This is a genomic window from Hafnia alvei, assembly GCF_900095695.1.
Taxonomy (GTDB): domain Bacteria; phylum Pseudomonadota; class Gammaproteobacteria; order Enterobacterales; family Enterobacteriaceae; genus Hafnia; species Hafnia alvei_B.
This window is the reverse complement of record NZ_FMIQ01000003.1, coordinates 98921-120418: the sequence shown is the minus strand read 5'-3', so window position 1 is coordinate 120418 and position 21498 is coordinate 98921. Positions and strand designations below refer to the sequence as shown.

Sequence of the window (21498 nt, the reverse complement as noted above, 5' to 3'; positions counted from 1 at the left end):
GTTTCCGGTATTGCTTAAACAGCTGGAATTAATGCTCAAAAGTAGTGAACTCAGTCCGCGCCATCAGCACTGTGTCACGCTGTATGCAAAGGGGCTGACCTGCGAAGCAGATAGCTTAGGCAGTTGTGGTTATCTTTATATCGCGATTTACCCGACGCCAACGCAAGCGCAAGCCAGAGGTTAATATCCATGCCATACGCCTGTAAAATCAGCGAGGTCATTGAACGGCTGCAACAGCATCAGCACGATGATTTCGTATTATGTTCGCTCTGGTACACGGATGATGTTTGCAGCATGGATACCACCGTCACCCCGCAAGAAGCCGAAGCCACATTACGCCATGCGGCCAATAACCACGATGCTGAGCAGGGCATCAACTGGGATACGCTGGACGCCGCCCTGGATGCCATCCGGCAGTCATGTACCGTGTAAACCCCACCTGAGTTTCACCTCACGACAAAGAGATCCAATAATGAACATGTTATCTGTCTCCCCGAAACGGGCGGCATCATCTCGCCTGTCACCTGTCGACATCTGGCGGACGCTACTCACGCATCTGCTTAATCAACACTATGGTCTGACACTCAACGATACGCCGTTTGGCAACGACGGTGCGATCCAAGCGCATATTGACGCCGGTATCTCGCTGTGTGATGCGGTCAACGTGATTGTCGAAAAGTACGATTTGGTTCGTACCGACCGTCAGGGCTTCAGTGCGCAGGAGCAATCGCCGCTTATCAGCAGCATCGATATTCTCCGTGCCCGCAAGGCCTGTGGACTCATGAAACGCAACGGGTACAAAACCGTTACGGACATCACCCATGGTAAATACCGCGGGGTAACACGATGATGCTGTCCCTGACTATAGAAGCCGATGCCGTCAATATACTGGCCCTCAACATGGGCCGAATAGTCGTCGATATTGACGGTATCAATCCGTCTGCCCTCATCGAGGCTATCAACAACAGTGGTTGTACATTGCTGCTGGCGAGTGAGCCTGCCCCTGTAGCGGCAAATCTTCAAAACCGTGGGCCATTAACGACGGAACAAGGACTTGAGATAGTCATCCGTTGGCTTGAAGACAACATTGACGCTGATTCAACGATTATCTTCGACAACGATGACGACCGTACCGACTCAGCGGCGCTGTTGCCTTCTATCGCACGCGCTTTAGCCGATATTCGCCAACGTCAAATCATGAACGGTCAATGACCGTCGCGTTCATGTTTACCCCTCAAATCCTTGCTAAATACCCTGCATCACGCTCAGCGATGTAGGCACCCCCGATAAATCAAAGAAACGAAGGTAGCAATCTATGGCGATTATTCGCACAGAAAAAGAAAACGGAGAGAATCATTTACCTGCAGGCTGGCTCAGCGGCTTCGCCACGCTGTGTGGAATGTCTGAAGCGTCCGATACCGCCATCAGCGACGCCCATGAGGGCACGGTCACCTGTGAGGTCTGCTGCGATATCGCCAACGCGATATTTCGCTCAGTGCAGCCTGAAGAGGTGGCGCATCCCCCTGCTTCTGGCATCAAAGTCCCGCCACGGGGGGACAATCACCGATGAATATCGTCAACCAATTTCGCGATCTACATCCGCTTGACGGTGTGCAACTGAGTTTAACCGTCGATGTCACGACAGCAGCATTTGAAACGCTGACGACCTTGGGTACGGAAGGCGTCTTTTATCCCATCACCGCCAGTTCACCCGTGGCACAACATCTGATTATTGATTTAGGCATGGTCCGTGATTGCACTCTGGATTTTGATAAGCCACGGTTTACGGCATGGTGCCGTGAGCATCTGCCGCTAACGTTTTCAGAGCTTGAGCCCATCGGTTATCTGTTTGTCGTCGGGGCAGATGATATATAGCCCGACACGACATTAAATGTGGCGTCCAACGGCGAAGAAACTACCAATGCCAATCTCGTGGGATACGACATCAAAAAATCATTGTTACCGGCAATCGTCTTCCGTTCTTTCTCCCCATCATCCCCTATCGCTCCATACCTGTCAGGTTGCTTTTCTCTCTCGCCATGACTGCAAGGGAAGGGCCTCCCGTCGGTATTGATTAGCTACGCATAAAAGGAAACTTGATATGGCCACAAACTCAACAGATAGCGTGGAATGCTTAACCGATCACACCGACGTGATTTGTTCCACCAGCATTGAACGTATTGTCACCGGACGTAATGCAGCGCTGGCGAAGATTGAAGCGTTGATCCACCAGCTTAACGATATCTCGACATTGACCCGCAATATCGGCGGAAAAACTGCCCTAGACTGGGCCATGAAGCAAGATTTTCGCTGCGGCTGCTGGCTGATGGAAAAACCAGCCACCGCGATGAAAGTCATCACCCGCAATCTCGATCGCGGTATATGGCGAGACCTGATGAAAAGGTCAGGGATGCTATCGATTATGGATGCTCAGGCGCGTGAGCAGTGGTACAACAGTTTGGAAAAAGAGGATATTCCGGCGATTAGCGAGGAGAATATTCTTAGCACCTTTGAGCAACTTCATCAGAGCAAATATGATGTATTTGAACGTGGCGTCATTAATGTATTTAAAAGTCTGAGCTGGGATTTTAAGACGAATAGCCCATGTCAATTTGGCAAGAAAATCATCGTGACGGGACTGGTCAAATGTGACCGGTGGGGATTTGGACTTAACTGGGGCTGGCAGCGCGATCGATTAGCTGACCTTGAGCGGCTGCTGATGATCCTTGACGGAAAGCCTGTTCCTGACAACCGCGCTGACGTTACCCGTCGGCTGGGGGATCATATCCATGAAAACAGACACAGTAATCGTTACGAGGACGAGATGTTTGCGATCAAATATTTTCAGAAGGGAACTGGACACATTATCTTTAAACGACCAGAGCTGATCGATAAAATGAACGACATTGTGGCGAAGCACTTTCCCACGATGTTGCCCTCTCGTTCCTGAGTTTGAATTCCTTAATTCAGCATCAAAAGGGACTGAGGGTACAAATGAGGGCATAAAAATAATCAAATTAAAAATAATTATTCTAATTCATAAGGTTAACAACAAACATCGATTCCGAGTCCGGCACCACTATTTAAAGAAACCAGCCTAAGGGCTGGTTTTTTGCTTTCTGGCATACGGACTCTTCATCGAACTTCGTTCGATAATTCGCCGCCAGTGAAGTCCCCTGCTTTTTCAGTACAGTGATAATGTCGGCAAAATGCCAGTCCGGTTGCATCAAACCGCCACCTCATCGATAAACTTCACGCCTTCAGATGTGCGGATCCAGCGCGGCGCTCTGAGTTCGTCGGCAAACTCACCAGCTCAAAAAGTAATCCGGTGAGCTATTTTTCTTCATCAGCATCAAAAGTGTATTTGATGAGTAGTGCATAGGTCAGCAATCTGACCGTTCTGCCATTGCCGTTACCAAATGGGTGTATCCAGCCAAATCGATGATGCACCAGCGCAACTTTCATCAGATCGTATTTAGGTTTATCTACGATCCAGTGGACTGCGTTTTGCCCGCTGAGATGAACTTAATCTGAAAGCGCATATCTGGAGCGTCCCTGCCCGGCGCAAGCCAGTTATCCTCGCGTCACAGAAAACTCTTTTACGGTACGTCCTGCGTCTGCGGAGACGTCAAGGCGGCAATGATCTGGTTTTCGATGAATCAGGTTTTTCGAATAGCGATTTTATTAGGAAGATATAATCAGTCGGTAAGAAAATCTTCGGAAGTGAATAGCACCATTTATTGCGATACATACAGTGGTACTGATAGTACAACGAGGATATAATCAGCTAAACGAAAAAATAGCGAGAAATAATAAAGTGTTTACAAGTAAACTGCTATGGATTGCAATTTTTATTTTTGGTGTTGTACCACCAGTAATAATTCTTGTTTTGTATGATTATTCCGTTAGTGGAGAATATTTTAGCCTCCTATCTAAAGGAATAAATATCAGCCTTTCAAAAAAGTCTGGCGACTGGTCTAATTTTGGTTCACTTTTATCGGGTGTATTCACTCTTTTGAGTGCAATAGCCTCTCTGGCTACATTGATCTTCCTACTACAACAACAAAAGAAAAATGATCAAGAACGTTCTGAACAACTTCGGATTCAAAAAGAGATTCAAGATAAAAACAATCTTCATCTTGAAGCAAAAAAGGAATTAATGAAATTTGAAATGTATAAAACCCACAAGGAAATGTTCGATGACGTACTAAATAAAATAGAGATAGCAAGCTCAGGGTTCAAATTTAAAGATAGAAATTCATTGTATAATAAAATATTCACAAATAATAGTTTTTTTAACATTGAAATAAAAGTAGAAATACAGTCAAATTTATTTCTTGATGTTATAAAAAAAAGATATCTATGTCTTCTAGAAAACGTAAAAAATCACTGGGGAATTGACAATAATGACTCTAAAATATTCTCTTATATATATGAATTTAAGCTCATCAATGATGAACTTGGTTTAGAATCTGTAGAAGAACCGAAGAGTTGGGACTTTTTATATGCTGGCAGACCAATTGGACTTAATGCATTAACTCCATGGGTCTCTTTTTTGACTTACCATAATATGATAAGTGATATCTTATCCTTTACCGGAAATGGTAGATTGCAAGATAAAATCATTTCAGACTGGGGAGAAATCATCTTTGAATCCATATCAAAAATAACATTACCTTTTGATTCAAATGATGTTATTACATATAAAAACTTTGGCTTACTGTGCCCTTACAATGAACTTGGCTCCTTAACAAACCTCATAGAACTTTATGAAATCTGCAAGAAAAATCGTAGGGTAGACCCCACGAGACTTCAATGTACCTATACACATATCATCTCTTCATACAGCCCATCTATTATTTACGAAAGGTTCCCTCGTAATATTAATGATGTATACAGAAAAGCACTAGATATATATAATCGTGAGTTAGCGAAAATATAGATTCTTAACTGATTAGTGGATTCATCCAGAAATATAATTACATCATAATAATATCTTCCCCTGAAGCAAGGTCAGGATAAAATTAGAGAGTCGATACTGAACAAGGAAATAAATAACATTATGATTATCGTTTACTAGATTTACTGTATTAATATTAAAAACTGATTTCTATCATTTAATATTGACTCTTATCTGATAGTCATCCAGTCTTCCCTCAAGATCAGAAATTAGGTACTCAATAGTTTTTGAAACCTCCTCGTGACTATTAAATTCATCAGGAACACCTTCCATATATAGGGCTTGTATTATGTCGTTTTTAAAGGGATAAACGCCTCTGAGTTAGTCGCCATAAACACTAATCATTTTTTTGAACAATTTTCACCTAACATAGCTAACTTTCGTTTTCGAACCAATCTTTTTAACTACCCGCCAGCTTTACTTTTAGTATCCTATCTAAATAGGCTATTCATATTTTTATGCTCACAGGCAAAACATCAATTTCAAATTGATAAACTCCCCACCAAATCCCCCAGCGTCATCGGCGATGGCTCACAGATAAAAATTCCCGCGCCTCATTAGATAACGCGTGAACCAACATGCCACGAATACCGATGGTCTCCGCGGCCTGAATTACTCCGAGTCCGGGCACCACTATTTAAAGAAACCAGCCCTATGGCTAACATCGTTTGTTTAAGAAATCGAGATACTCGGCATAACACGCTGCTGGGCGCTTAGGCGGCTTACGCCGTTGCAACCCCATCGGCATGCTCTGCCTAAAATCGAGCTTAAGTGAACGGTGTTAATCCATAAGGCCGGTTGTTTTTTCTGAAATAAAATCTCTGTGATTATGGAGATCTTTTCAGCTGAAAATACTAATCCATATATAACTTACAAAACCATCTCACGAATAACGTCTACACGATTAACGAATCCGTTCAATTTATTATATAAGTCTTCAGAGTGTTCATTGCATGTGGGGTTTAATATATACAATATAGCATTTGCTGATTCATCAAGGCACAATCCCCCACCCCCGCCGTATTCCTGTTCATTCATATTCGTTGAAAGAATTTTTTTATAACCGCTGTTTGAATCCGCTATATCACTAGCATAACAGACCATTGCATAAAACCGCCATACACTATCAATCAAACGAATTGAAATCGGATAAACGCCATCAATAAGTATTATGGCTTGCTGCTTATCATCCAAAAATACATCAATTCCTAACTGTTCAGATAAAAATGAAAGTTGATTTTTTATATACTGATTCATAGAAATTCCTCACGATTATTAATCCCACTCGTCATCATCATTCTCGCTCTGACTTTCTGAACTGATACTCTCGTCATCAGAATATGCTTTTCTTCTATCATTAATGGCTCTATTTAAAATATCTTCTAACCCATTATTTGTATTGGGTCTTAAGTCAATTTTTTTTTTGCCGGCTCATCAAGTTCAGTAACCCCACCCTTGCTGCTATGTTGTTTTATTCTATTTTTCAATTCATCCTCAAAGCTCATTTTTACTGGGATTTTTGTGTCAGTTTTATTTGAAGAATTTACTTTATTCTTATCTAGCTGATTATTTTCAATCGCCTCTACGGAAACCATTGGTGGAAGTGGCGGTGGTGGTGGAACATGCTGCGATAACGTCTTAGGTGGTGGCGGTGGCGGCGGTGGAACATTCTGCGATGACGGCTTTGGTGGTAGTGGCGGCGGCGGTGGAACATGCTGCGACTTTGGCGGTGTTGGTGGCGGCGCATACTGCGGTGACGACGTGGTCTGCGGTAATGGCGATAATGGCGCTGGCTGTTGTAGTACCGGCGTTTCTACATCCTTATCCACGGCGCGAAGAAGCGACTCCACAGATAGAGCTCTTCTCTCTATCGTGCCCATATTCTCCCTTGCCCCCTGGTTAAAACGAGCGGCATAGACTTGGTGGCGGCACGCATCTTGAACTCCCGAAAGCAACAATTCTTCTTTCAGAAGCCCAGCCTCCTTAAGGAGACTATTCATATCTTCCGCTGTGAGGTAACAGCTTGAGCGATCACTTAAATTAATTTCATTAAGATGATAGTCAGGAACTGCAACATCGTTTTCTATGTTAGAGAAAGCGGCCATAAACGTATCTGATGAAGCAGGCATTGACGTAATAAAATCCATCAGTGCCATTCTCAAAGAATGCACATTTTCTTGGTTACTAAAACGCTCTCGCCCCCCAATATTAGCGATTAGCCCATCAACTTTTGATGATAAAATATCAAACAAATCGAAATCGCAGTTATTTACATGAGAGATATCAAAATCCTGGAATGATAATTTCAGTTTCCCTGTAATTGTTTTATCGTTCTCATCACATTCTTTATAAGAGGGGTTTGCTTTTGTTACTTTATCAAAAATTATAGACACATCTGATGACTCTATTTTCCCCTTCCCATTTAAATGCGCATTTACGATATCTTTAGCCCCTTCGCCATAAATATTCGCTAATGCTGAACTAAAGCATTCAATGGCTTTTGCTTCCCGATGTTCTAACGCCTCATATAGTTTTTTAATAAACCCGAGAGACCCTAAGCATGTGCTATTTAAAATAACAATAAAACGCTCTGCTAGCGAGCGCCCCGCGGTCAGACAGTTTTCCTTTCCATTATGCCTTACGGTAAGTACATCATTTTTACCACTCGTTCTTTCAACTTCATTATAATGCGAAATACCTAAGGTTCCACCTGTTGTTACTGCAGTAACCATAATACCCTCCGATTTAATACGCTCATGATCAACACAACAAAAAAACAATATTATTTTTTTAAAAAGCGCACCATGAGGTAATTACCTGAGGTTACTAAAAATAATAATATGCACTGAGTCATATACAACCGCGGATATCTATTCCCTGCTGCTTACTCCTTTTACTAGACATCATAGTTAATGTTTAACACCAGCCTTAACAGCGCAGCGACGGGTTCAAACAGCGATTCTGGGATCATTTCACCGTATTGCACTTCCTGAAACAGCTGGCGCGCCAAGGCAATATTTTCGACCACCGGAATAGACTCCCGCAGAGCAAGATTAACGATATGCTCAGCTCGGGCATCAACTCCTTTGTCTAGTATTCGAGGAATTGGCATATCAACGGGATCGTAGCCCAAACAAATCGCAATATGGGTTGGATTACGCACCACAACCGCGGATTGCTTCACGTTCTGCGCAAGGCTCCCACTTTGTAATTCGCGCTGCAAATCACGGCGACGCTTTTTCATCTGTGGGTCACCCTCCATATCTTTATTTTCCTGCTTCACATCCTCCTTACTCATTCGCTGCTGCTTCATGGTGTTGTGACTTTGAAAGGCGTAGTCAAAAACACCCAGCACTACGTAAAATGTCAGTAATGCATACCACATCCAACGAACGAAGGTCGAAAAGACAGGAATAGCACAGGCAGGGTCACAGTATGGCAACGCCTGAAAAGTGGGTGCGTAATAGCTAAACAGATACACGAAAATTAGACATAGCAAGACCACTTTTAGACTCGATTTAAGCAGCTCAATCAGACTATGCAGAGAAAATATCTGCTTGAGATTATTCACGGGATTAATCTTCTCGCCTTTAAAACCAACCGCTTTCGTTGCCAGCATAAATCCCACCTGAGCCAACACACTGGCCACGGTAGCGATGGCCAGCATCCCACCGAATAGGGCAAACATTCTCCCTCCAGCGTTAAGCAACGCCCGCGTCATCATGCTCACGGCATAGTCAAAGGGTTGATTAATTAGCTGTGCAGACAGCAGTATCAACTGAGCGACGCACTCGACAACCGCATCTGAAAAGAAATGAAAAAATGCCAGCACAGCGAGCAATTGCACGCCGGAGGTGATCTCCATGCTTTTAACCACCTGCCCCTCTTGGCGGCTATCACGTTTTTTTTTCTGCGTGGGCTGTTCAGTTTTTTCACTCATGGCTGGCTAACCATTGGCTCACATGTCGATACAACACTTCACTTTCCAACTGGTAGCGATGAAATGCATAGGGCAGCGACAGCAGTAGCAGAAAGAGCGCCAGCACGCTTTTTATCGGCATGGATAAAAAGAACACGTTAAGTTGCTGAGCGGAACGATTGAGCAATCCCAACGCTAAATCAGCCAATACCATGCTGAGTACGGCTGGCAGTGAAAAGCTAAGGCATAGACGATAAAGGATCTGCCACTCGGCAAGGAGAAAATCTAAAAAAGCGTGATTAAACGCCATCGTTTTGCCAACGGGAAAATAGTCGTATGACGCATACAGCGCAGAAAGAAGCAGATTAAAACCACCAGAAATAAAAAACAGCGCGCATAAAAACTGGCTAAACAACAAACCAAAAATTGAGGTTTGCACCGACATCGCCGGATTGAATACGGTTCCCATGGTGGCGCCACGCAGCGTATCAATCAGAAATCCCGCCATATCGACGGCCCAGAAAGGGATCGCGGCGCAAAACCCTAAGAGCAGACCAATGATCATTTCGCCGGGAATAACGCTAACCCAACCCCAGCCTTGATGAACAATCGGCTGCGCATTAATGATCGGCCACATCGGTAACGCGATCGCCAGCAAGATACCGTTACGGATCAACGACGATCCCAAACTGCCTATTTGTAGCAGAGGAAACAGCAGCGTAAGCCCCAGCGGCCTCATCATGGCCAAAGCAAGGGTGACCAGGCCGTCATTGATCTGACTAATCATCCGTGGACACCTATCTGTAATAACACCTGCCGGGTATAGGCCAGAAGTAAGCCCCCCAACCAGTGATAGGTCGCCATCAGCATTAGCGCAACGGCCAGCAGTTTGATCATAAACTGCAAGGTTTGATCCTGAATCTGAGTCAGTGCCTGAAATAAACTCACCGCAATCCCAACCACCGATGCCACCAATACCACAGGCAAAGATGTCATCAGCACCAGCCACATTAGTTCAGTCACAAAACGAGCAAGATTGGCATCGCTCATAAGAAACTCTGCACAAGTTGAGAAAGAATCAGGTCCCATCCCCCTGCCAATAGAAAAATCAGTAACTTAAACGGCAGCGATATGGTCATCGGCGACACCATCATCATGCCCATAGCCAGCAAAATATTAGAGACCAACAGGTCAATCGCCAGAAAAGGCAGATAGATAAGCAACCCGATACGAAATGCCTGCGTCAGTTGGCTAACGGTAAACGCGGGGAGTAGGATCAAAAGCGAGTCCGGCTTCACCCGCCGACGCACCCCTTCAGGCCAGGTTTTAGCAACCAGATTGCGGAAATAACGCGCCTCTTTTTCATCCGAGTTTTTTTGCAAAAACTGGCGATAAGGCCCGATCGCATGGCTATCCCAGCCGCTCATCCACGGCGGCGCTCCGGCTTCTGCTACCGGATGCCACTGTGCTTTCACCGCCAGCAAGGTCGGCGCCATAATAAACATGGAGAGCACCAGCGCCAGCCCATACAGCGCCATGTTTGGCGGCACCTGCTGAATACCTAACGCGTTGCGTAAGATCGAAAACACCACCGCCAATTTAAGGAATGAGGTTCCCATGACAATGGCCAGCGGCAATATCGATAGCAGGAACAGCAGGGCGATGAGCTGCCAAGGAGAATCAGGCAAAGACATGGTATTTCCTTAATGGATCCAACGATGAACCAGTTATAGCCACCGCCCAACGCCACCACTATCAGGTATTGACCGTATCCTCTTGTATCTGCGGCTGCTCCGCAGAATTCAGGTACCAATGGCTGATTCGCACAAGAAAGCTATCGCCACAGCCGATCAGTTCACCAAGGCCAATGACTCGCCCATTCAGGCGCAGCTTAACCTCAGAAGAGAACTGCGCCTCAGCGGGCAAGAGATCGCCCTCACTCAACGAGCGTAACGCCCCCAAGGAAATATCAACCTGCCCGACCTCCACCAGCAACTTTTGCGGCAGTTCGTTAACGTCGACCGTTAGAGATTGCAGGCAGTCGGTATTATCACGCTCTTCCTGCAGCAGGCTTTCTACATCCTGCACCAGCTCATTAATTTTCATGTGCTCCTCCGACGCCATGCATACCCGCGCGACGATGCCCGCAGACAGCAACAAAACACACTCTCCGCCACGTAGATCGCCAAAGGCTTGTATCCGCAATCCGATGCCCACGCTGATATTTCTCAGCTCACTGAGCGAAACCAAACACCAGCCCACATAGCAAGCAAAAGTGATAGGTGGTAACAAACGTACAGGCCGTACTCTGGGCAAAACTTGCTTCGCAATCGTCTGAAAATATGTCGTAGGCCAATTGAATAACAGGGTATGAAATTGATAGTGCTCTACCTGCCAACTGAACGTCAGCGCAATTTGATCAGGCAAAAGACTGCATCGGATTGGGCGACTCATTGAACGTCGCATCTCTGCACCGCTTGCCGCGATTAATGGCGATAGCCCCCATTCGGCGATGCCAAATAGCAGGCCCGTATCAATAAATTCTGGCGCTGATGAACCAATCATCCCTTCGCACCACGCTTGCCAGTCACTTTCCAGTAACCAGATTTCACACCTTATCGTCCCTAACATGACTGAAAAGACGATGCCTTCCTGAGCATCTGTCCATTGCCGAGCACAAACGTGCAAGGGCCCTAACGCGATACCCTCTGAGGGGAGTAACCGAGCAATTTCGCTTTCCTCAGGTAGCATCTTGGGCATAGAACACCTCCAACGTAACGCTGTGCCCGGCAGCATGAAGTTCAGTATTAAGCCACGAGGAAAAACGGGTCAGCTGGGTAAATAACGCATACTGCGGCACCAGCACTTTTAAATGGGTTTTACCCTCAAGCACATTAATTTCACACACCAATCCAGCGGCTATTCCCCCGACTAATCGATAGCGACTCGTATGCTGACACAGCAATACCGATTGCTCGGTGGCGCTGCGCGGCGTCTTCACCATCGGTCCCATGAACCGCGTAAATTTGTGAGTATCGGACGAGCACGCCCCTTCCTCTTCGCCATGACTTTGCACGGCATGCCAAATACAGCCTTCCGCTCTAATAACATTCATTGCTCAGTAACTCCTTCAGCTTTTCCTTCTTTTTCATGACGATAATCAGCTCTTGATGCAGCACATTTAGCCGTTCCTGCAGTCGTTTTTGTGCGTCTAACAGTGAACGTTGCTGTAGTGCCAAACTGTGCTCTTCATGAAATAGCCCCCCCATTGTTTGCTTTTGTTCCATCAACGCATTGGCGAGTAAGGTCCCAGACCACGTGAGTATCTGGTTGAGCAACTGCATTAACTCATCGCGCCGAGCTTGGCATTTGCGCTGCATAACCTCAGTTTGCACACGTTGACGCGTTAGCTCCGCCATTTGCCGCCGCAGACGATCTTCACGGCGATCTTTGATCTTGAGTAAACAGTGCAGCATCAGTTGCCCGTCAGATAACGTAGCTGTCGCAGCAGTTCGTCGAGATTGCATAATTCATTACCCTGTTGTTGCAAGAAATGGCAAATAGCGGGGTAGCTTTCCACCGCGCAATCAGCCTGCGGATCCTCTCCACGTGTGAACTCTCCCACCCGCACTAAAAGCTCGACATCACGATATATCGACAATCGCCTGCGCAGCATATTGGCAAGTTCGCGGTGCTCTACGCTGGTTACCATCGGCATAATTCGACTTAGGCTGGCTAACACATCAATGGCGGGGAAATGGGCAGATTCGGCCAAACGGCGTGAAAGAACGATGTGTCCGTCGAGCAACGACCTGACTTCATCGGCAAGAGGTTCATTCATGTCATCACCCTCGACCAGCACGGTATAAAAGGCGGTGATGCTGCCACTCTCACCCTTGCCAGCCCGCTCAAGCAAACGCGGCAAAGCAGCAAAAACACACGGAGGGTAGCTACCTGGTACCGCAACCTCCCCGCTGGCGAGAGCTATCTCACGCGCGGCTCGGGCGTAGCGCGTGAGTGAGTCGGCAAACAGCAGAACACGCTTACCTCGATCACGGAATGCTTCGGCAATGGTGGTAGCAACAAACAGCGCGCGCATGCGTTCAAGCGCAGGCCGATCAGAGGTAGAGACCACTATGACACAGCGACTACGCCCCTCCTCACCCAGCTTTTGCTCAATGAATTCACGCACCTCGCGTCCACGCTCGCCAATGAGAACTAAGACGTTAATATCGCTATCTGGGCTGTTGCACAGCATCGACATTAGCGTGCTCTTTCCTACTCCCGCGGCGGCAAAAATGCCGATGCGCTGCCCCTCTCCGCAGGTAAGAACGCTATCAATGGCTCGAATACCGGTGAGCATCGGCTTATCAATCAGTTGGCGAGTTAGCGGAGACGGTGGCGGTGCATCATAGTCTCGCCACGGGCCTTGCAACGCGGGGCCTCCGTCTAAGGGTAGGCCCAACCCATCCACAACGCGTCCGAGTAAATCATCCCCCACTGCGACCAAATGCCGCCGCGCGAGCGGCTGGATGGGTTGTCCACAGAACAAGCCCGCGGTACTCACAAAGGGCGATAGCAATGCCGTTGCACCGTCAATCCCAACCACTTCAGCAAGCGCTCCATCGGGCAATAATCGGCAAACTTCACCCATAAAAACGCCGGGGAGATAGGCATTAATCAACGTTGCGCCAATATGTAAAAGTCGCCCTGTTTTCAAATAACCATGCGGAGGCGGACTCAGCGGAGTAAGACACCTTTCCAAGGCCGCCAGAGATGTAGTTTTAATCGTCATCATTGGCCAACTCTTCTGCCGAAAGGTCAATGCTTTGCACTACCTGTACCGCGCAGTTGTCCCCCAACTCCTGCCAAGAGAGCACCGACACGTCAAACAGAGTAGGCTCGATAATTTTGCGTAGAAAACGACGGGCATCGATCGATGTCACCACGCGCAAATCACCATGTTCGGCCTGCGCAGTGTGGATTAATGCGAGTATGCGAGTGCTTTGCGAAAGGCTCAAAGCCGCATAGGTCCCCATAGAGGTTTGGCGAATGGATTCACGAATGAGGTTTTCAATTCCCTCACCGACGCGCAGCACCCGCAGTACATCCCCATCGGATTTAAGCCGATGCAAAATATGCCTGCGCAGCGCGATACGTACGTATTCAGTTAGCATCAGCACGTCTTTTTCACGCGGAGCCCATTCAATCAGCGTCCCGAAGATCATACGTAGATCACGGATCGACACGCTTTCAGCCACTAAACGCTGTAGGGTTTCGGTTATTTTGCTAATCGGCAGTTGGCGCTGTAACTCTTTCACCAGTTCTGAATAACGCTTTTCCATCGCGTCCATCAGATAACGAGCTTCCTGTACGCCGATAAACTCCGCCATATGACGTAACAACACCTGCCGCAATAGCACCGTAACTCGCTGATTTCCGCCAAGCACCGACAGCCCAAGCCCCTGCGCTTTTTTGCCCATCTCTTGCGTCAGCCAAACAATATTGCCCATCCCTTCGGGCAGGGGCTGAACCGTACATTCCAACCGATCATCAGGCTTCAACAATAAATAGGGATGTGCAGGTATCTCGAGCGAAAAAACCGACTCTTGGTAAATAAGCACCGTCATACCCTTCACCCGATCTCGGCTATCAACCACGATGCTAACTTCCGGTAAAGGCACGCCGTACTCTTCAAACAGCGTCCAGCGTACGGCGTCAATATCTCTGGCTAACGTGCTGGTATTGAGCTCGGGCATCAAACGCAACGTTAGCGGACGGGCACCTGGCTGCATCACTTCTTCCGTTATTTCTTCAGCGCTCGGGGCTGCGCCTTCAGGACGACGTCTGCGATACCAGATAAATAGGAAAGGCAGCGACGTAAATACCGCCATCACAAAGAAATCGAAGAAGGGAAAACCCGGTATCAACGCGAATAAGATCAGAACCAGCGCGGCCAGCATCAGCGCCTGTGGCTGCTTGCCAAGCTGGGTAGAAAGCTCGCTGGCGAGATTCTGTTTTTTCTCGCCAGGCACACGGGTCACAATAATGCCCGCACTTAATGAAATCAGCAGTGACGGGATCTGGCCGCATAAGCCGTCGCCAATCGAGAGCACGCTATAGGTTTGTACGGCACTCCCCAGCGACATACCGTATTGCACAACCGCAATAATAATGCCGCCGATAATGTTCACTAGGACTACGATAATCCCTGCAATAGCATCCCCTTTTACAAACTTCATGGCTCCGTCCATCGCCCCCAAAAAGCGGCTTTCCTGCTGAACATGCTCACGTAATGTCCGCGCCTGATGAGCATCGATTACGCCCGCTCGCAGATCGCCATCAATGCTCATTTGTTTACCGGGCATGCCATCGAGGGAAAAACGGGCGCTCACCTCAGCCACGCGCTCGGTTCCTTTGGTAATCACGATAAACTGCACGATGGTAATAATAGTGAAGATCACCAGCCCCACCGTAAGATTGCCCCCAACCACAAAATGGCCAAAAGCATCCACGATATTGCCTGCGTTATGCTGTAGCAGCACTAAACGCGATGTGCTGATGGTTAATGACAGGCGATACAGCGTAGTAATGAGCAACAGCGAAGGGAAAACCGAGAGATCTAACGGATCGTTGATATAGATGGCGATCAACAACAGGATCACCGAAAAAGTGATGTTGATCGTAATGAGAATGTCCACCATAAACGTCGGCAACGGCAGGATCATCATCACAATGGCGATAAGCAACACTACGGCCAATATGATGTCTTGACGCCCAGCGCAGGCTGCAATCGCCTGCTGAAGCCTTTTCAGGCTTACTGTTTTCAAACTGACTACAGGGGGTTGCATAGCGACTCCAGAAACGCCTGTTGGCGGCGATGCAAACGAAGCCATAGCTCGGCGGTACTGTCGGCGGCAGGAGCACAGCTAATCACCAAGCCTCGACGCAGCTGGAAAAATCGCTGAGGGATGCCAACAAAACCGCATGGCTGCCAGCGATATAGCGCCAGCAGCAGCAAACCGTTATCAAACGATCCCTGAAGTAGGCATTGGCTGAGGTGTATTCGCCCATCGCGGAAGTTGAGATAGGTTTCATACTTCTCACGAGACCAACACATATCGGTTGTTACTCGGCAGGTGGGCATATCCGCTAGCTGAATGAATAGCTGGATATTGCGCTCTGTGACTAGATCTAACGTCATTAACACCTCCGCTTTAACATGGACACAGAGTTCCAGATGCGGCGCAGGCGCGGAATCAGGCGATAACCTGATCCCCCTTCATTCCACGTAAAACAGTGATAATTTGATCGCGTTGATCGTCATCGCTAAAACAGCGGTCGGGCATTAACGAAAAAAGAGCATCCAGATGCTGTAATAGTCGATTGTAGAGCTGGCGTGAAGTCACAAGCGACGTTAGACGCGGTGCAAGCCACTCTTCAAACAACCAGCTTTCATTGGCCATATCTATCAGTAAAGGAAGTAGCGATTCTGCGGGGAGCTGGCAGAGCTTTTCTTCGCGCTGACACTCTTTTTCTAGCCCTAAAAACAGCAGTAGCCGACGTAGGCGAACCAGCACCGCCGCCAAGCGATGTTGTTGATCGCCTGCGACGCAGGCCGAAAGTTCAAAAGCCATAACGCGCAATAAAACCCTAACCCGCTGCCGCCGTTCTGGCCATGCCATAATGCGTTGAAACCATTCGGCCAACGTGACTTCCTCTTCGTCCATCGCCCGCTGAAAAAGCCGGTTAATCTGCGTTAATACCCCTTTATCCACCTGCCCCAGCTCTAACATGCCAAACAGGGCAATCTCCCAGCCGCCTTCTTCCATCAGCATAGAAAGCTGGTCGCTGAGCGCCTTCTTCTTTTTGCGCCCAATATCATCGGCGACCAGTTGGGCTGCAACGCTGAGGATCTGCTGGCCTATGTTTTGGATAGCATTCTGCTGCTGCATTTGCGGTGGCATATCGCCCTGCTGCTGCATACGCTGCACCATCTTCAACAAAGCCTGCTGACGCAGTTCCTGACGCTCTTTCATATCCGCTCGCTGATAGTCACGCAGTCGCCCACTGAGAACCATGCCTATCTCCTCCAGCGTTTCGGTCAGCGCACTGCCCGAAGCCTCCTGTAATTCCAGAAGTGCCATATCCATTGGCGATACCCTATTTTCAGTGTGAAGCTGCTGTGTGCTACCAGCGATTTCATGGTTCATCGCCGGTGTGATGTCCGATACTCTCATTTTGCTCTCCGGCTTCTCGCTGAGGGGAACGTAACCACGTCAGCAACTGTTGAAAATGATTGCTCAGGGAAAATGCCACTGAGAGTTGGGGAGACGCTAAAATCACGTGATCGTGGGAGAATTCTGGCTCAAGAACCAAGGTGAAACGCGAACCCAGCGCTGCGCGTACATTTTCCTGTTGGCTAGGATGAAAATGCAGCGTTAAAGCCCCTTCAGACGCCATCAGCTCAGCCTGCTTAGCTAATCGAGCGCAAAGAGTTTTGTCATCGGGCTGTTGGTCAAACCATGCGGTAAGCACCTGTTCAATGCTGTAATGAATGCGGTCCGAAACTGCATGCATCAATGCCCGCTCCAGCGCTTCATCCTGCAATAAATAAGTAATGTGCGTTTGCAACCACTGGGATTCACAGCGGCTAAGCGTGTCCTGCCGCAGTTGCTCTAATTCGTGGCGCGTCTTCTCATTCATTTGGCTACAGGTTTTGCGCGCGCTGCGGATCATGCTTTCCGCCTTCCGCCGCGCCGCATTAACAATAGCCACGGCGTCTTGGTGGGCGCGGCGCTTACTGTCAGCCTGCCGATACACAACGGCTAATAACTCAGCGGGGATAATTCGCCCCGATGGCGGTTGCCAATCAAGTTCGGTCAGCGGAATTTGGCGCATAGCGTTCGCTCCAATAAATTCATTGCAAGCCTAGGCACCGATGGCCATAACGCACGCTCGCACGGCGGCAACGTAATCAGTATTGCATAGAGAACAGCGTCGTCTTGAGCTGCATGATGAAGCACGGAGATACCAAGATTGAATGCGTTGTCGATCATCTCTGAAGGGGAAAACACCGCTCTATTTTTGCCTTGGCACAGGCCAAATAGCTGCCAAATCAACGACTCATCTAACCAGCGTAAAATTGCCAGCCGATAGTCAGGCAATAGGAAGTAGTCGTTGCATCCTAGTTTGAGCAAGCCTATCGCCAGCGCAAACGCGTTGATATTGGATACCATTTTTACCATGCGCCGCTGGCGCTCGTTAATCTGCGCCGGCAGCCGTGGTGTCCCTCTGCGTCTCTGTAAAGCGAGGTTTAAGCAGCGATCTAGCGGCGGGCACTCCCCATAGCGCCAGCTCTCTTTCGGCGAGAAACCCAGCGACTCGAGCCATCGCGGATGAGCATAACGTGCAGGAGTCCACAGATAGCGGTGTAGGCACAAAACAGCATCATCAACCGTGCCGGCGGTTATCGCCTTTTGCGCCACGTCATCCACATCAGAACGGTGAGAGCAAAAATCGCCAGAATCAATGCAGGTATCAAGGACCGCCGATGCAAGGTTAACCATTGTATCGCCCTCCACTGGGGTTCTTCGGTTGCGTTTACCGCACTTTGCATCCTAAATTCAGCCGGTTGCATGAGAATACTGATTTGATCTTGCTGTACGCTGGGGATCGATTTTTCCACCAGATTTTTTATCTGTACGCGGAAAGACTCGAGGTTGACCTGAGGCGAAAATTTAATAAATACCGCCACCGATGAAGGCCCTGTCGCCCCTTCTTCGTCAGGCCCGTGGGACGCAATGGTCACATCGGCGTGAACCACACCGTCCATCTGGCTTAGCATGCCTTCGATACGTTGCTCTTTGAGAAACAGGATTTTTTGCTGCTCTTCAGCCGGTGAGACCACGAGTTGATTTGGCGGAAACATGGTGTCTGCAGAGATATAGCTGCGGCGTGGAAAGCCATTTAAGCGCAGTAGTTCAACCGCATTGATGAACTGTGATTTTTCCACCCGCAGCGTGATACCGTCTTCTGCTGTCAGTTTTTCAGCATCAATATGATGCTGCATCAGAATAGCCAACATCTGATTGGCATCGTCTTCAGGCAGTGCGCTGTAAAGCTCAACTCGGCACCCTGTCAGCAGTAAAACCAGCGCGAGGAGCAACGCATGGCGTAACCGTTTCATGTCATATTGGCCAGTTTATTAACCGACTGAGACACCGATCCGGCGATCTTTGCTCTCAAATCAACGCCTACGGTGGTTCCGAGCGTCGCCGCCTGTCGCATTAACATCTGTGGTGCTGATAATGCTCCCACATCGCCCGGCGGGGTACCGGCATACAACAACTGGTTAAATGCCGAGATCTTTTCGCTGCTTGCTTCGCTTAATTTGGGGGCATTGATAGCGCTAGATGTTGCAGCGTAGTCGACCGCCGCCGCATTATTAATCATGCTCATAAGCAAACTCCTGTATCGATCAGAATAAATGGTTTCTCAATAGTTCAGCTTCAGGAAGAGTGATATCTACTAAGGTTTGCCGTGCTAGTTCAGGCTCATCAAGGCCCGCAAGCAACACGGCTAAACAAACCGCCCGCATTTCTTTATCCGGTACTAAATACGGCACTGCAGGCAGCATGGCGCGAACCTGCCTGTGCAGCCCGTGGTTTATCCCAGCAAATGCGGTTTCAACCAACAATCGCCGCTCGTTGTCAGTTAATGTCATATTTTGGAAATAATCCCACTGAGCATATCTTTGATGGTTTTAATCATCGCGCTCTCGTAGTTGATAAAGGTGGAATATTGCTGCACGGCAAATTGGGCTTTGAGCATGGCCTCAGGATTCGTTAAATCCTGGCCATTCATTTTATCTTCAACCGCCTGCCCAGCCTGATGTGCCAGACGCGATAGCGTATTGATAATTTGCTGAATATCCATAATGACCTCCCGATATAAGCGGGCAAATTTGGTCATCGTCGACCACCCGCTATAGGCATTATGGCCGCTGGTGTGGTGTTACCTATCGGGTGTTTGCCTGAATCATTATGTTCCAGTGCGCTGAGATTCATCGCGAGGGAAGAGGTGTGCCAGTAGACGGAAGAAAGGCACACTAACCTGCTGTCCAGTGACAGGACACCCCGCTGCGCCGTAGCGCATAAACGCCAGCGCACCGTAGGCCGCATTGTTCAGTAGGCGAAATATCGGCAGGCTTAGTCCCAAAGAAGAACACACCAGCGGCTGACCAATCACGGCAACCGTTAGCAACGCGCGTGATCCTAGAGATACCATTGAGCCTACATTTTGGCATTTCTGCTCATCATAGAAATGCCTTGCTATGTAATAGACCGCATTGGCAATGCTGTCATGCCCCATCGGCAAACTGTGTTTTTGGTGGTAAATCAGGCAAGCAATATCGGCAATCGCAATGGCTAATCCAACCCCTGCCAACACCAGCAACGGGGCCGCCCCTCCGCTGAGCACCGCGAGCACGATACCTGCGCTACAGCATAAAATCTGCCCCCCAAGGACGACTGCTTGCCAGATGAATAGCGCCGGAGGAAAAACGCTGATCGCGCGTTTCGCAAGGCTTGCAAGCATACTTTTTTGCCCAGTCTCACAAGAAATCGCGCTCTGAACAGGCTCAACGCGTTGTGGTTTAGGTAAAACGGGGATGGGCAATTGATCGACCAGCCTTTGCAGCATTTGTCGCGTTTCTTCATCCACTGCTGAAACTTGGCTAGCGCGTATACCGTCTATCATGCAGGGCTAGCCTGAAATTCATTATGTTGCGCGCGATAACGCTGATAGCAGTCAACCAGCTGATTCACCATGGTTTGAATCATTTCGTCACTCAATGCACTATCGTCTGTTTGGGTCTGCGTTTCTTCACTCGTTGGCGCTGCCACGGCATCTTTCTGTCTACGTTCGATGTGAGCCGTGTGGATATCTAACAAACCACCAATCACGGTGAGCGAACCGGTGATCCCAACCGAGATATTCCCCAAGGTTTCGGCCGTGCTGCCGGATAAATGTGCGGCAGGTAAAAATTGAGGGAAAAGCACAGAAGAGAGAGCAACACCGGCTCTTATCACAAAGGAAGCCACGTCGCCGATAACCTCGGCCGAGCGTTCAGACCTAGAGCAGCCGCTCTGCATCAGCTTTTTGACTAATAGCACAATACAATCATTGCTGGTTTGCAGCGGCTCGCGATCGTTGCGAACTTGAATGAGGTTATACAGCGCACAGCAGGCATCGCCTGCGGCAATAATCATCGCCGTACCGGCCACCACGGCAATGGGAATACCCGCCCCGCCAGAAAGTACCGAGGCTGCAATGGCAAGTCCAAAAGAGGTCGCGGACATGGCAAACCGGACCAAATGTTGGATAAAGTACCCCGTGTAGGCTTTACGTTTTAGCTGGGTCGCATCGCTAAGGATGTTTTCAGGCGCGGTTCTCTCGCTGCCCGGCGGCATGAGCGTAGGGATCATACTCGCCCTAACGCTCACATCAGAAGCGTGGCTATTGCCGTCTGTATTCGCGAACGGCGGAACTGCGCTAATCAGATGACTCATAATCAACCTCCAAACTCATCTCGTTATTGGTAAAAATCGACCAGGCA

At 48.4% G+C, this 21498-nt stretch carries 30 protein-coding genes and 3 pseudogenes; 8 read left to right on the top strand and 25 right to left on the bottom strand.

What is annotated here, in order from left to right; translation table 11 throughout:
- The 5 genes and pseudogenes from BN1044_RS00740 to BN1044_RS24275 form a co-directional block, all read left to right on the top strand.
- A partial coding sequence (locus BN1044_RS00740) for a type IV toxin-antitoxin system YeeU family antitoxin (RefSeq protein ID WP_175421575.1) occupies positions 1-184 on the top strand: 184 nt, incomplete at its 5' end.
- A gap of 5 nt (positions 185-189) precedes the next feature.
- On the top strand, positions 190-432 hold the full coding sequence (locus BN1044_RS00735; RefSeq protein ID WP_072307132.1) for a hypothetical protein: 243 nt from the start codon (positions 190-192) through the stop codon (positions 430-432).
- Positions 433-472: 40 nt separating this feature from the next.
- Positions 473-850 (top strand): TA system toxin CbtA family protein, encoded by a 378-nt coding sequence (locus BN1044_RS00730; RefSeq protein WP_072307131.1) that lies wholly within the window; start codon positions 473-475, stop codon positions 848-850.
- A pseudogene (locus BN1044_RS24280) lies at positions 847-996 on the top strand (DUF5983 family protein); the annotation flags it as partial. The gene BN1044_RS00730 and the pseudogene BN1044_RS24280, both read left to right, overlap by 4 nt.
- Entirely contained in the window at positions 985-1212 is a 228-nt protein-coding gene (locus tag BN1044_RS24275) for a hypothetical protein (protein WP_211095741.1), read from the top strand. The pseudogene BN1044_RS24280 and the gene BN1044_RS24275, both read left to right, overlap by 12 nt.
- 141 nt (positions 1213-1353) lie before the next feature.
- Here the strand turns inward: BN1044_RS24275 and BN1044_RS23255 are convergent, their stop codons facing one another.
- A complete protein-coding gene (locus BN1044_RS23255; RefSeq protein ID WP_139130860.1) occupies positions 1354-1536 on the bottom strand; it encodes a hypothetical protein in 183 nt (60 codons plus the stop codon).
- A gap of 30 nt (positions 1537-1566) precedes the next feature.
- Here BN1044_RS23255 and BN1044_RS00715 point away from each other — a divergent pair, with 30 nt between their 5' ends.
- Together BN1044_RS00715 and BN1044_RS00710 are read left to right on the top strand one after the other, a co-directional pair.
- Entirely contained in the window at positions 1567-1875 is a 309-nt protein-coding gene (locus tag BN1044_RS00715; protein ID WP_072307128.1) for a hypothetical protein, read from the top strand.
- 226 nt (positions 1876-2101) lie between these two features.
- Positions 2102-2950 carry a DUF4942 domain-containing protein gene (locus tag BN1044_RS00710; protein WP_072307127.1) on the top strand — a complete coding sequence of 283 codons (849 nt, stop codon included), beginning with the start codon at positions 2102-2104 and terminating at the stop codon, positions 2948-2950.
- A gap of 133 nt (positions 2951-3083) precedes the next feature.
- Here the strand turns inward: BN1044_RS00710 and BN1044_RS23510 are convergent, their stop codons facing one another.
- Both BN1044_RS23510 and BN1044_RS00705 read right to left on the bottom strand, forming a co-directional pair.
- On the bottom strand, positions 3084-3227 hold the full coding sequence (locus BN1044_RS23510) for a helix-turn-helix domain-containing protein (RefSeq protein WP_168780306.1): 144 nt from the start codon (positions 3225-3227) through the stop codon (positions 3084-3086).
- Between the two features lie 124 nt (positions 3228-3351).
- Positions 3352-3486, bottom strand: a pseudogene (locus tag BN1044_RS00705) (Fic family protein); the annotation flags it as partial.
- A gap of 268 nt (positions 3487-3754) precedes the next feature.
- Here BN1044_RS00705 and BN1044_RS00700 point away from each other — a divergent pair.
- Complete coding sequence (locus tag BN1044_RS00700; protein WP_072307126.1) at positions 3755-4942, top strand: hypothetical protein; 1188 nt, start codon at positions 3755-3757, stop codon at positions 4940-4942.
- A gap of 500 nt (positions 4943-5442) precedes the next feature.
- On the opposite strand, the pseudogene BN1044_RS24270 reads toward BN1044_RS00700, so the two are convergent.
- From BN1044_RS24270 to BN1044_RS00590, 22 genes and pseudogenes are all read right to left on the bottom strand, one after another.
- Positions 5443-5585, bottom strand: a pseudogene (locus BN1044_RS24270) (GNAT family N-acetyltransferase); the annotation flags it as partial.
- A gap of 245 nt (positions 5586-5830) precedes the next feature.
- Positions 5831-6217 carry a type III secretion system chaperone family protein gene (locus BN1044_RS00690; protein WP_072307125.1) on the bottom strand — a complete coding sequence of 129 codons (387 nt, stop codon included), beginning with the start codon at positions 6215-6217 and terminating at the stop codon, positions 5831-5833.
- A 149-nt stretch (positions 6218-6366) separates the two neighbouring features.
- Positions 6367-7692, bottom strand: coding sequence for a hypothetical protein (locus tag BN1044_RS00685; protein ID WP_072307124.1), 1326 nt, complete (start codon positions 7690-7692; stop codon positions 6367-6369).
- Positions 7693-7856: 164 nt separating this feature from the next.
- Positions 7857-8900, bottom strand: coding sequence for an EscU/YscU/HrcU family type III secretion system export apparatus switch protein (locus BN1044_RS00680; protein WP_072307123.1), 1044 nt, complete (start codon positions 8898-8900; stop codon positions 7857-7859).
- The gene (locus BN1044_RS00675) at positions 8893-9666 is read right to left on the bottom strand and encodes an EscT/YscT/HrcT family type III secretion system export apparatus protein (RefSeq protein ID WP_072307122.1); all 774 of its coding nucleotides are present in this window, start codon (positions 9664-9666) and stop codon (positions 8893-8895) included. The genes BN1044_RS00680 and BN1044_RS00675 overlap by 8 nt, the downstream gene beginning before the upstream one ends.
- Complete coding sequence (locus BN1044_RS00670; RefSeq protein WP_072307121.1) at positions 9663-9929, bottom strand: EscS/YscS/HrcS family type III secretion system export apparatus protein; 267 nt, start codon at positions 9927-9929, stop codon at positions 9663-9665. The genes BN1044_RS00675 and BN1044_RS00670 overlap by 4 nt, the downstream gene beginning before the upstream one ends.
- The gene (gene sctR, locus BN1044_RS00665) at positions 9926-10573 is read right to left on the bottom strand and encodes a type III secretion system export apparatus subunit SctR (protein WP_072307120.1); all 648 of its coding nucleotides are present in this window, start codon (positions 10571-10573) and stop codon (positions 9926-9928) included. The genes BN1044_RS00670 and sctR overlap by 4 nt, the downstream gene beginning before the upstream one ends.
- 61 nt (positions 10574-10634) lie before the next feature.
- Positions 10635-11639, bottom strand: a complete 1005-nt coding sequence (locus BN1044_RS00660) for a YscQ/HrcQ family type III secretion apparatus protein (RefSeq protein ID WP_072307119.1) — start codon at positions 11637-11639, stop codon at positions 10635-10637.
- Positions 11620-11994, bottom strand: a complete 375-nt coding sequence (locus BN1044_RS00655) for a hypothetical protein (RefSeq protein WP_072307118.1) — start codon at positions 11992-11994, stop codon at positions 11620-11622. Before BN1044_RS00655 ends, BN1044_RS00660 begins: the two co-directional genes overlap by 20 nt.
- Positions 11981-12406: a hypothetical protein gene (locus BN1044_RS00650; RefSeq protein WP_247650354.1), complete on the bottom strand. Its 426-nt coding sequence runs from the start codon at positions 12404-12406 to the stop codon at positions 11981-11983. The genes BN1044_RS00655 and BN1044_RS00650 overlap by 14 nt, the downstream gene beginning before the upstream one ends.
- On the bottom strand, positions 12355-13674 hold the full coding sequence (locus BN1044_RS00645) for an EscN/YscN/HrcN family type III secretion system ATPase (RefSeq protein ID WP_139130863.1): 1320 nt from the start codon (positions 13672-13674) through the stop codon (positions 12355-12357). The genes BN1044_RS00650 and BN1044_RS00645 overlap by 52 nt, the downstream gene beginning before the upstream one ends.
- Complete coding sequence (locus tag BN1044_RS00640; protein ID WP_072307115.1) at positions 13664-15730, bottom strand: EscV/YscV/HrcV family type III secretion system export apparatus protein; 2067 nt, start codon at positions 15728-15730, stop codon at positions 13664-13666. The genes BN1044_RS00645 and BN1044_RS00640 overlap by 11 nt, the downstream gene beginning before the upstream one ends.
- Positions 15715-16083, bottom strand: a complete 369-nt coding sequence (locus tag BN1044_RS00635) for a type III secretion system protein SsaM (RefSeq protein WP_072307114.1) — start codon at positions 16081-16083, stop codon at positions 15715-15717. The genes BN1044_RS00640 and BN1044_RS00635 overlap by 16 nt, the downstream gene beginning before the upstream one ends.
- A gap of 55 nt (positions 16084-16138) precedes the next feature.
- On the bottom strand, positions 16139-17119 hold the full coding sequence (locus tag BN1044_RS00630; RefSeq protein ID WP_072307113.1) for an HrpJ domain-containing protein: 981 nt from the start codon (positions 17117-17119) through the stop codon (positions 16139-16141).
- Positions 17082-17780 (bottom strand): type III secretion system stator protein SctL, encoded by a 699-nt coding sequence (gene sctL, locus BN1044_RS00625; RefSeq protein ID WP_072307112.1) that lies wholly within the window; start codon positions 17778-17780, stop codon positions 17082-17084. The genes BN1044_RS00630 and sctL overlap by 38 nt, the downstream gene beginning before the upstream one ends.
- Positions 17762-18367 carry a type III secretion system domain-containing protein gene (locus BN1044_RS00620; protein ID WP_254663905.1) on the bottom strand — a complete coding sequence of 202 codons (606 nt, stop codon included), beginning with the start codon at positions 18365-18367 and terminating at the stop codon, positions 17762-17764. Before BN1044_RS00620 ends, sctL begins: the two co-directional genes overlap by 19 nt.
- Positions 18349-19068 (bottom strand): EscJ/YscJ/HrcJ family type III secretion inner membrane ring protein SsaJ, encoded by a 720-nt coding sequence (gene ssaJ / locus BN1044_RS00615; protein WP_072307111.1) that lies wholly within the window; start codon positions 19066-19068, stop codon positions 18349-18351. The genes BN1044_RS00620 and ssaJ overlap by 19 nt, the downstream gene beginning before the upstream one ends.
- Positions 19065-19340 (bottom strand): type III secretion system inner rod subunit SctI, encoded by a 276-nt coding sequence (sctI, locus tag BN1044_RS00610; protein WP_072307110.1) that lies wholly within the window; start codon positions 19338-19340, stop codon positions 19065-19067. The genes ssaJ and sctI overlap by 4 nt, the downstream gene beginning before the upstream one ends.
- Positions 19341-19359: 19 nt before the next feature.
- A complete protein-coding gene (locus BN1044_RS00605; RefSeq protein ID WP_072307109.1) occupies positions 19360-19605 on the bottom strand; it encodes an EscG/YscG/SsaH family type III secretion system needle protein co-chaperone in 246 nt (81 codons plus the stop codon).
- Entirely contained in the window at positions 19602-19817 is a 216-nt protein-coding gene (gene sctF, locus BN1044_RS00600; RefSeq protein ID WP_072307108.1) for a type III secretion system needle filament subunit SctF, read from the bottom strand. Before sctF ends, BN1044_RS00605 begins: the two co-directional genes overlap by 4 nt.
- Before the next feature lie 105 nt (positions 19818-19922).
- Entirely contained in the window at positions 19923-20639 is a 717-nt protein-coding gene (locus tag BN1044_RS00595) for a pathogenicity island 2 effector protein SseG (protein ID WP_072307107.1), read from the bottom strand.
- Positions 20636-21451, bottom strand: coding sequence for a hypothetical protein (locus tag BN1044_RS00590; protein ID WP_072307106.1), 816 nt, complete (start codon positions 21449-21451; stop codon positions 20636-20638). Before BN1044_RS00590 ends, BN1044_RS00595 begins: the two co-directional genes overlap by 4 nt.
- Positions 21452-21498 lie beyond the last annotated feature (47 nt).

Excerpts from the sequence above, each read along its gene's own strand:
- BN1044_RS00735 (WP_072307132.1), top strand. The coding sequence starts at position 190 with ATGCCATACGCCTGTAAAATCAGCGAGGTCATTGAACGGCTGCAACAG.
- BN1044_RS00730 (WP_072307131.1), top strand. The coding sequence starts at position 473 with ATGAACATGTTATCTGTCTCCCCGAAACGGGCGGCATCATCTCGCCTG.
- BN1044_RS23255 (WP_139130860.1), bottom strand. The coding sequence starts at position 1,536 with ATGCCAGAAGCAGGGGGATGCGCCACCTCTTCAGGCTGCACTGAGCGA.
- BN1044_RS00715 (WP_072307128.1), top strand. The coding sequence starts at position 1,567 with ATGAATATCGTCAACCAATTTCGCGATCTACATCCGCTTGACGGTGTG.
- BN1044_RS00710 (WP_072307127.1), top strand. The coding sequence starts at position 2,102 with ATGGCCACAAACTCAACAGATAGCGTGGAATGCTTAACCGATCACACC.
- BN1044_RS23510 (WP_168780306.1), bottom strand. The coding sequence starts at position 3,227 with ATGCAACCGGACTGGCATTTTGCCGACATTATCACTGTACTGAAAAAG.
- BN1044_RS00690 (WP_072307125.1), bottom strand. The coding sequence starts at position 6,217 with ATGAATCAGTATATAAAAAATCAACTTTCATTTTTATCTGAACAGTTA.
- BN1044_RS00685 (WP_072307124.1), bottom strand. The coding sequence starts at position 7,692 with ATGGTTACTGCAGTAACAACAGGTGGAACCTTAGGTATTTCGCATTAT.
- BN1044_RS00680 (WP_072307123.1), bottom strand. The coding sequence starts at position 8,900 with ATGAGTGAAAAAACTGAACAGCCCACGCAGAAAAAAAAACGTGATAGC.
- BN1044_RS00675 (WP_072307122.1), bottom strand. The coding sequence starts at position 9,666 with ATGATTAGTCAGATCAATGACGGCCTGGTCACCCTTGCTTTGGCCATG.
- BN1044_RS00670 (WP_072307121.1), bottom strand. The coding sequence starts at position 9,929 with ATGAGCGATGCCAATCTTGCTCGTTTTGTGACTGAACTAATGTGGCTG.
- sctR (WP_072307120.1), bottom strand. The coding sequence starts at position 10,573 with ATGTCTTTGCCTGATTCTCCTTGGCAGCTCATCGCCCTGCTGTTCCTG.
- BN1044_RS00660 (WP_072307119.1), bottom strand. The coding sequence starts at position 11,639 with ATGCCCAAGATGCTACCTGAGGAAAGCGAAATTGCTCGGTTACTCCCC.
- BN1044_RS00655 (WP_072307118.1), bottom strand. The coding sequence starts at position 11,994 with ATGAATGTTATTAGAGCGGAAGGCTGTATTTGGCATGCCGTGCAAAGT.
- BN1044_RS00650 (WP_247650354.1), bottom strand. The coding sequence starts at position 12,406 with ATGCAATCTCGACGAACTGCTGCGACAGCTACGTTATCTGACGGGCAA.
- BN1044_RS00645 (WP_139130863.1), bottom strand. The coding sequence starts at position 13,674 with ATGACGATTAAAACTACATCTCTGGCGGCCTTGGAAAGGTGTCTTACT.
- BN1044_RS00640 (WP_072307115.1), bottom strand. The coding sequence starts at position 15,730 with ATGCAACCCCCTGTAGTCAGTTTGAAAACAGTAAGCCTGAAAAGGCTT.
- BN1044_RS00635 (WP_072307114.1), bottom strand. The coding sequence starts at position 16,083 with ATGACGTTAGATCTAGTCACAGAGCGCAATATCCAGCTATTCATTCAG.
- BN1044_RS00630 (WP_072307113.1), bottom strand. The coding sequence starts at position 17,119 with ATGAGAGTATCGGACATCACACCGGCGATGAACCATGAAATCGCTGGT.
- sctL (WP_072307112.1), bottom strand. The coding sequence starts at position 17,780 with ATGCGCCAAATTCCGCTGACCGAACTTGATTGGCAACCGCCATCGGGG.
- ssaJ (WP_072307111.1), bottom strand. The coding sequence starts at position 19,068 with ATGAAACGGTTACGCCATGCGTTGCTCCTCGCGCTGGTTTTACTGCTG.
- sctI (WP_072307110.1), bottom strand. The coding sequence starts at position 19,340 with ATGAGCATGATTAATAATGCGGCGGCGGTCGACTACGCTGCAACATCT.
- BN1044_RS00605 (WP_072307109.1), bottom strand. The coding sequence starts at position 19,605 with ATGACATTAACTGACAACGAGCGGCGATTGTTGGTTGAAACCGCATTT.
- sctF (WP_072307108.1), bottom strand. The coding sequence starts at position 19,817 with ATGGATATTCAGCAAATTATCAATACGCTATCGCGTCTGGCACATCAG.
- BN1044_RS00595 (WP_072307107.1), bottom strand. The coding sequence starts at position 20,639 with ATGATAGACGGTATACGCGCTAGCCAAGTTTCAGCAGTGGATGAAGAA.
- BN1044_RS00590 (WP_072307106.1), bottom strand. The coding sequence starts at position 21,451 with ATGAGTCATCTGATTAGCGCAGTTCCGCCGTTCGCGAATACAGACGGC.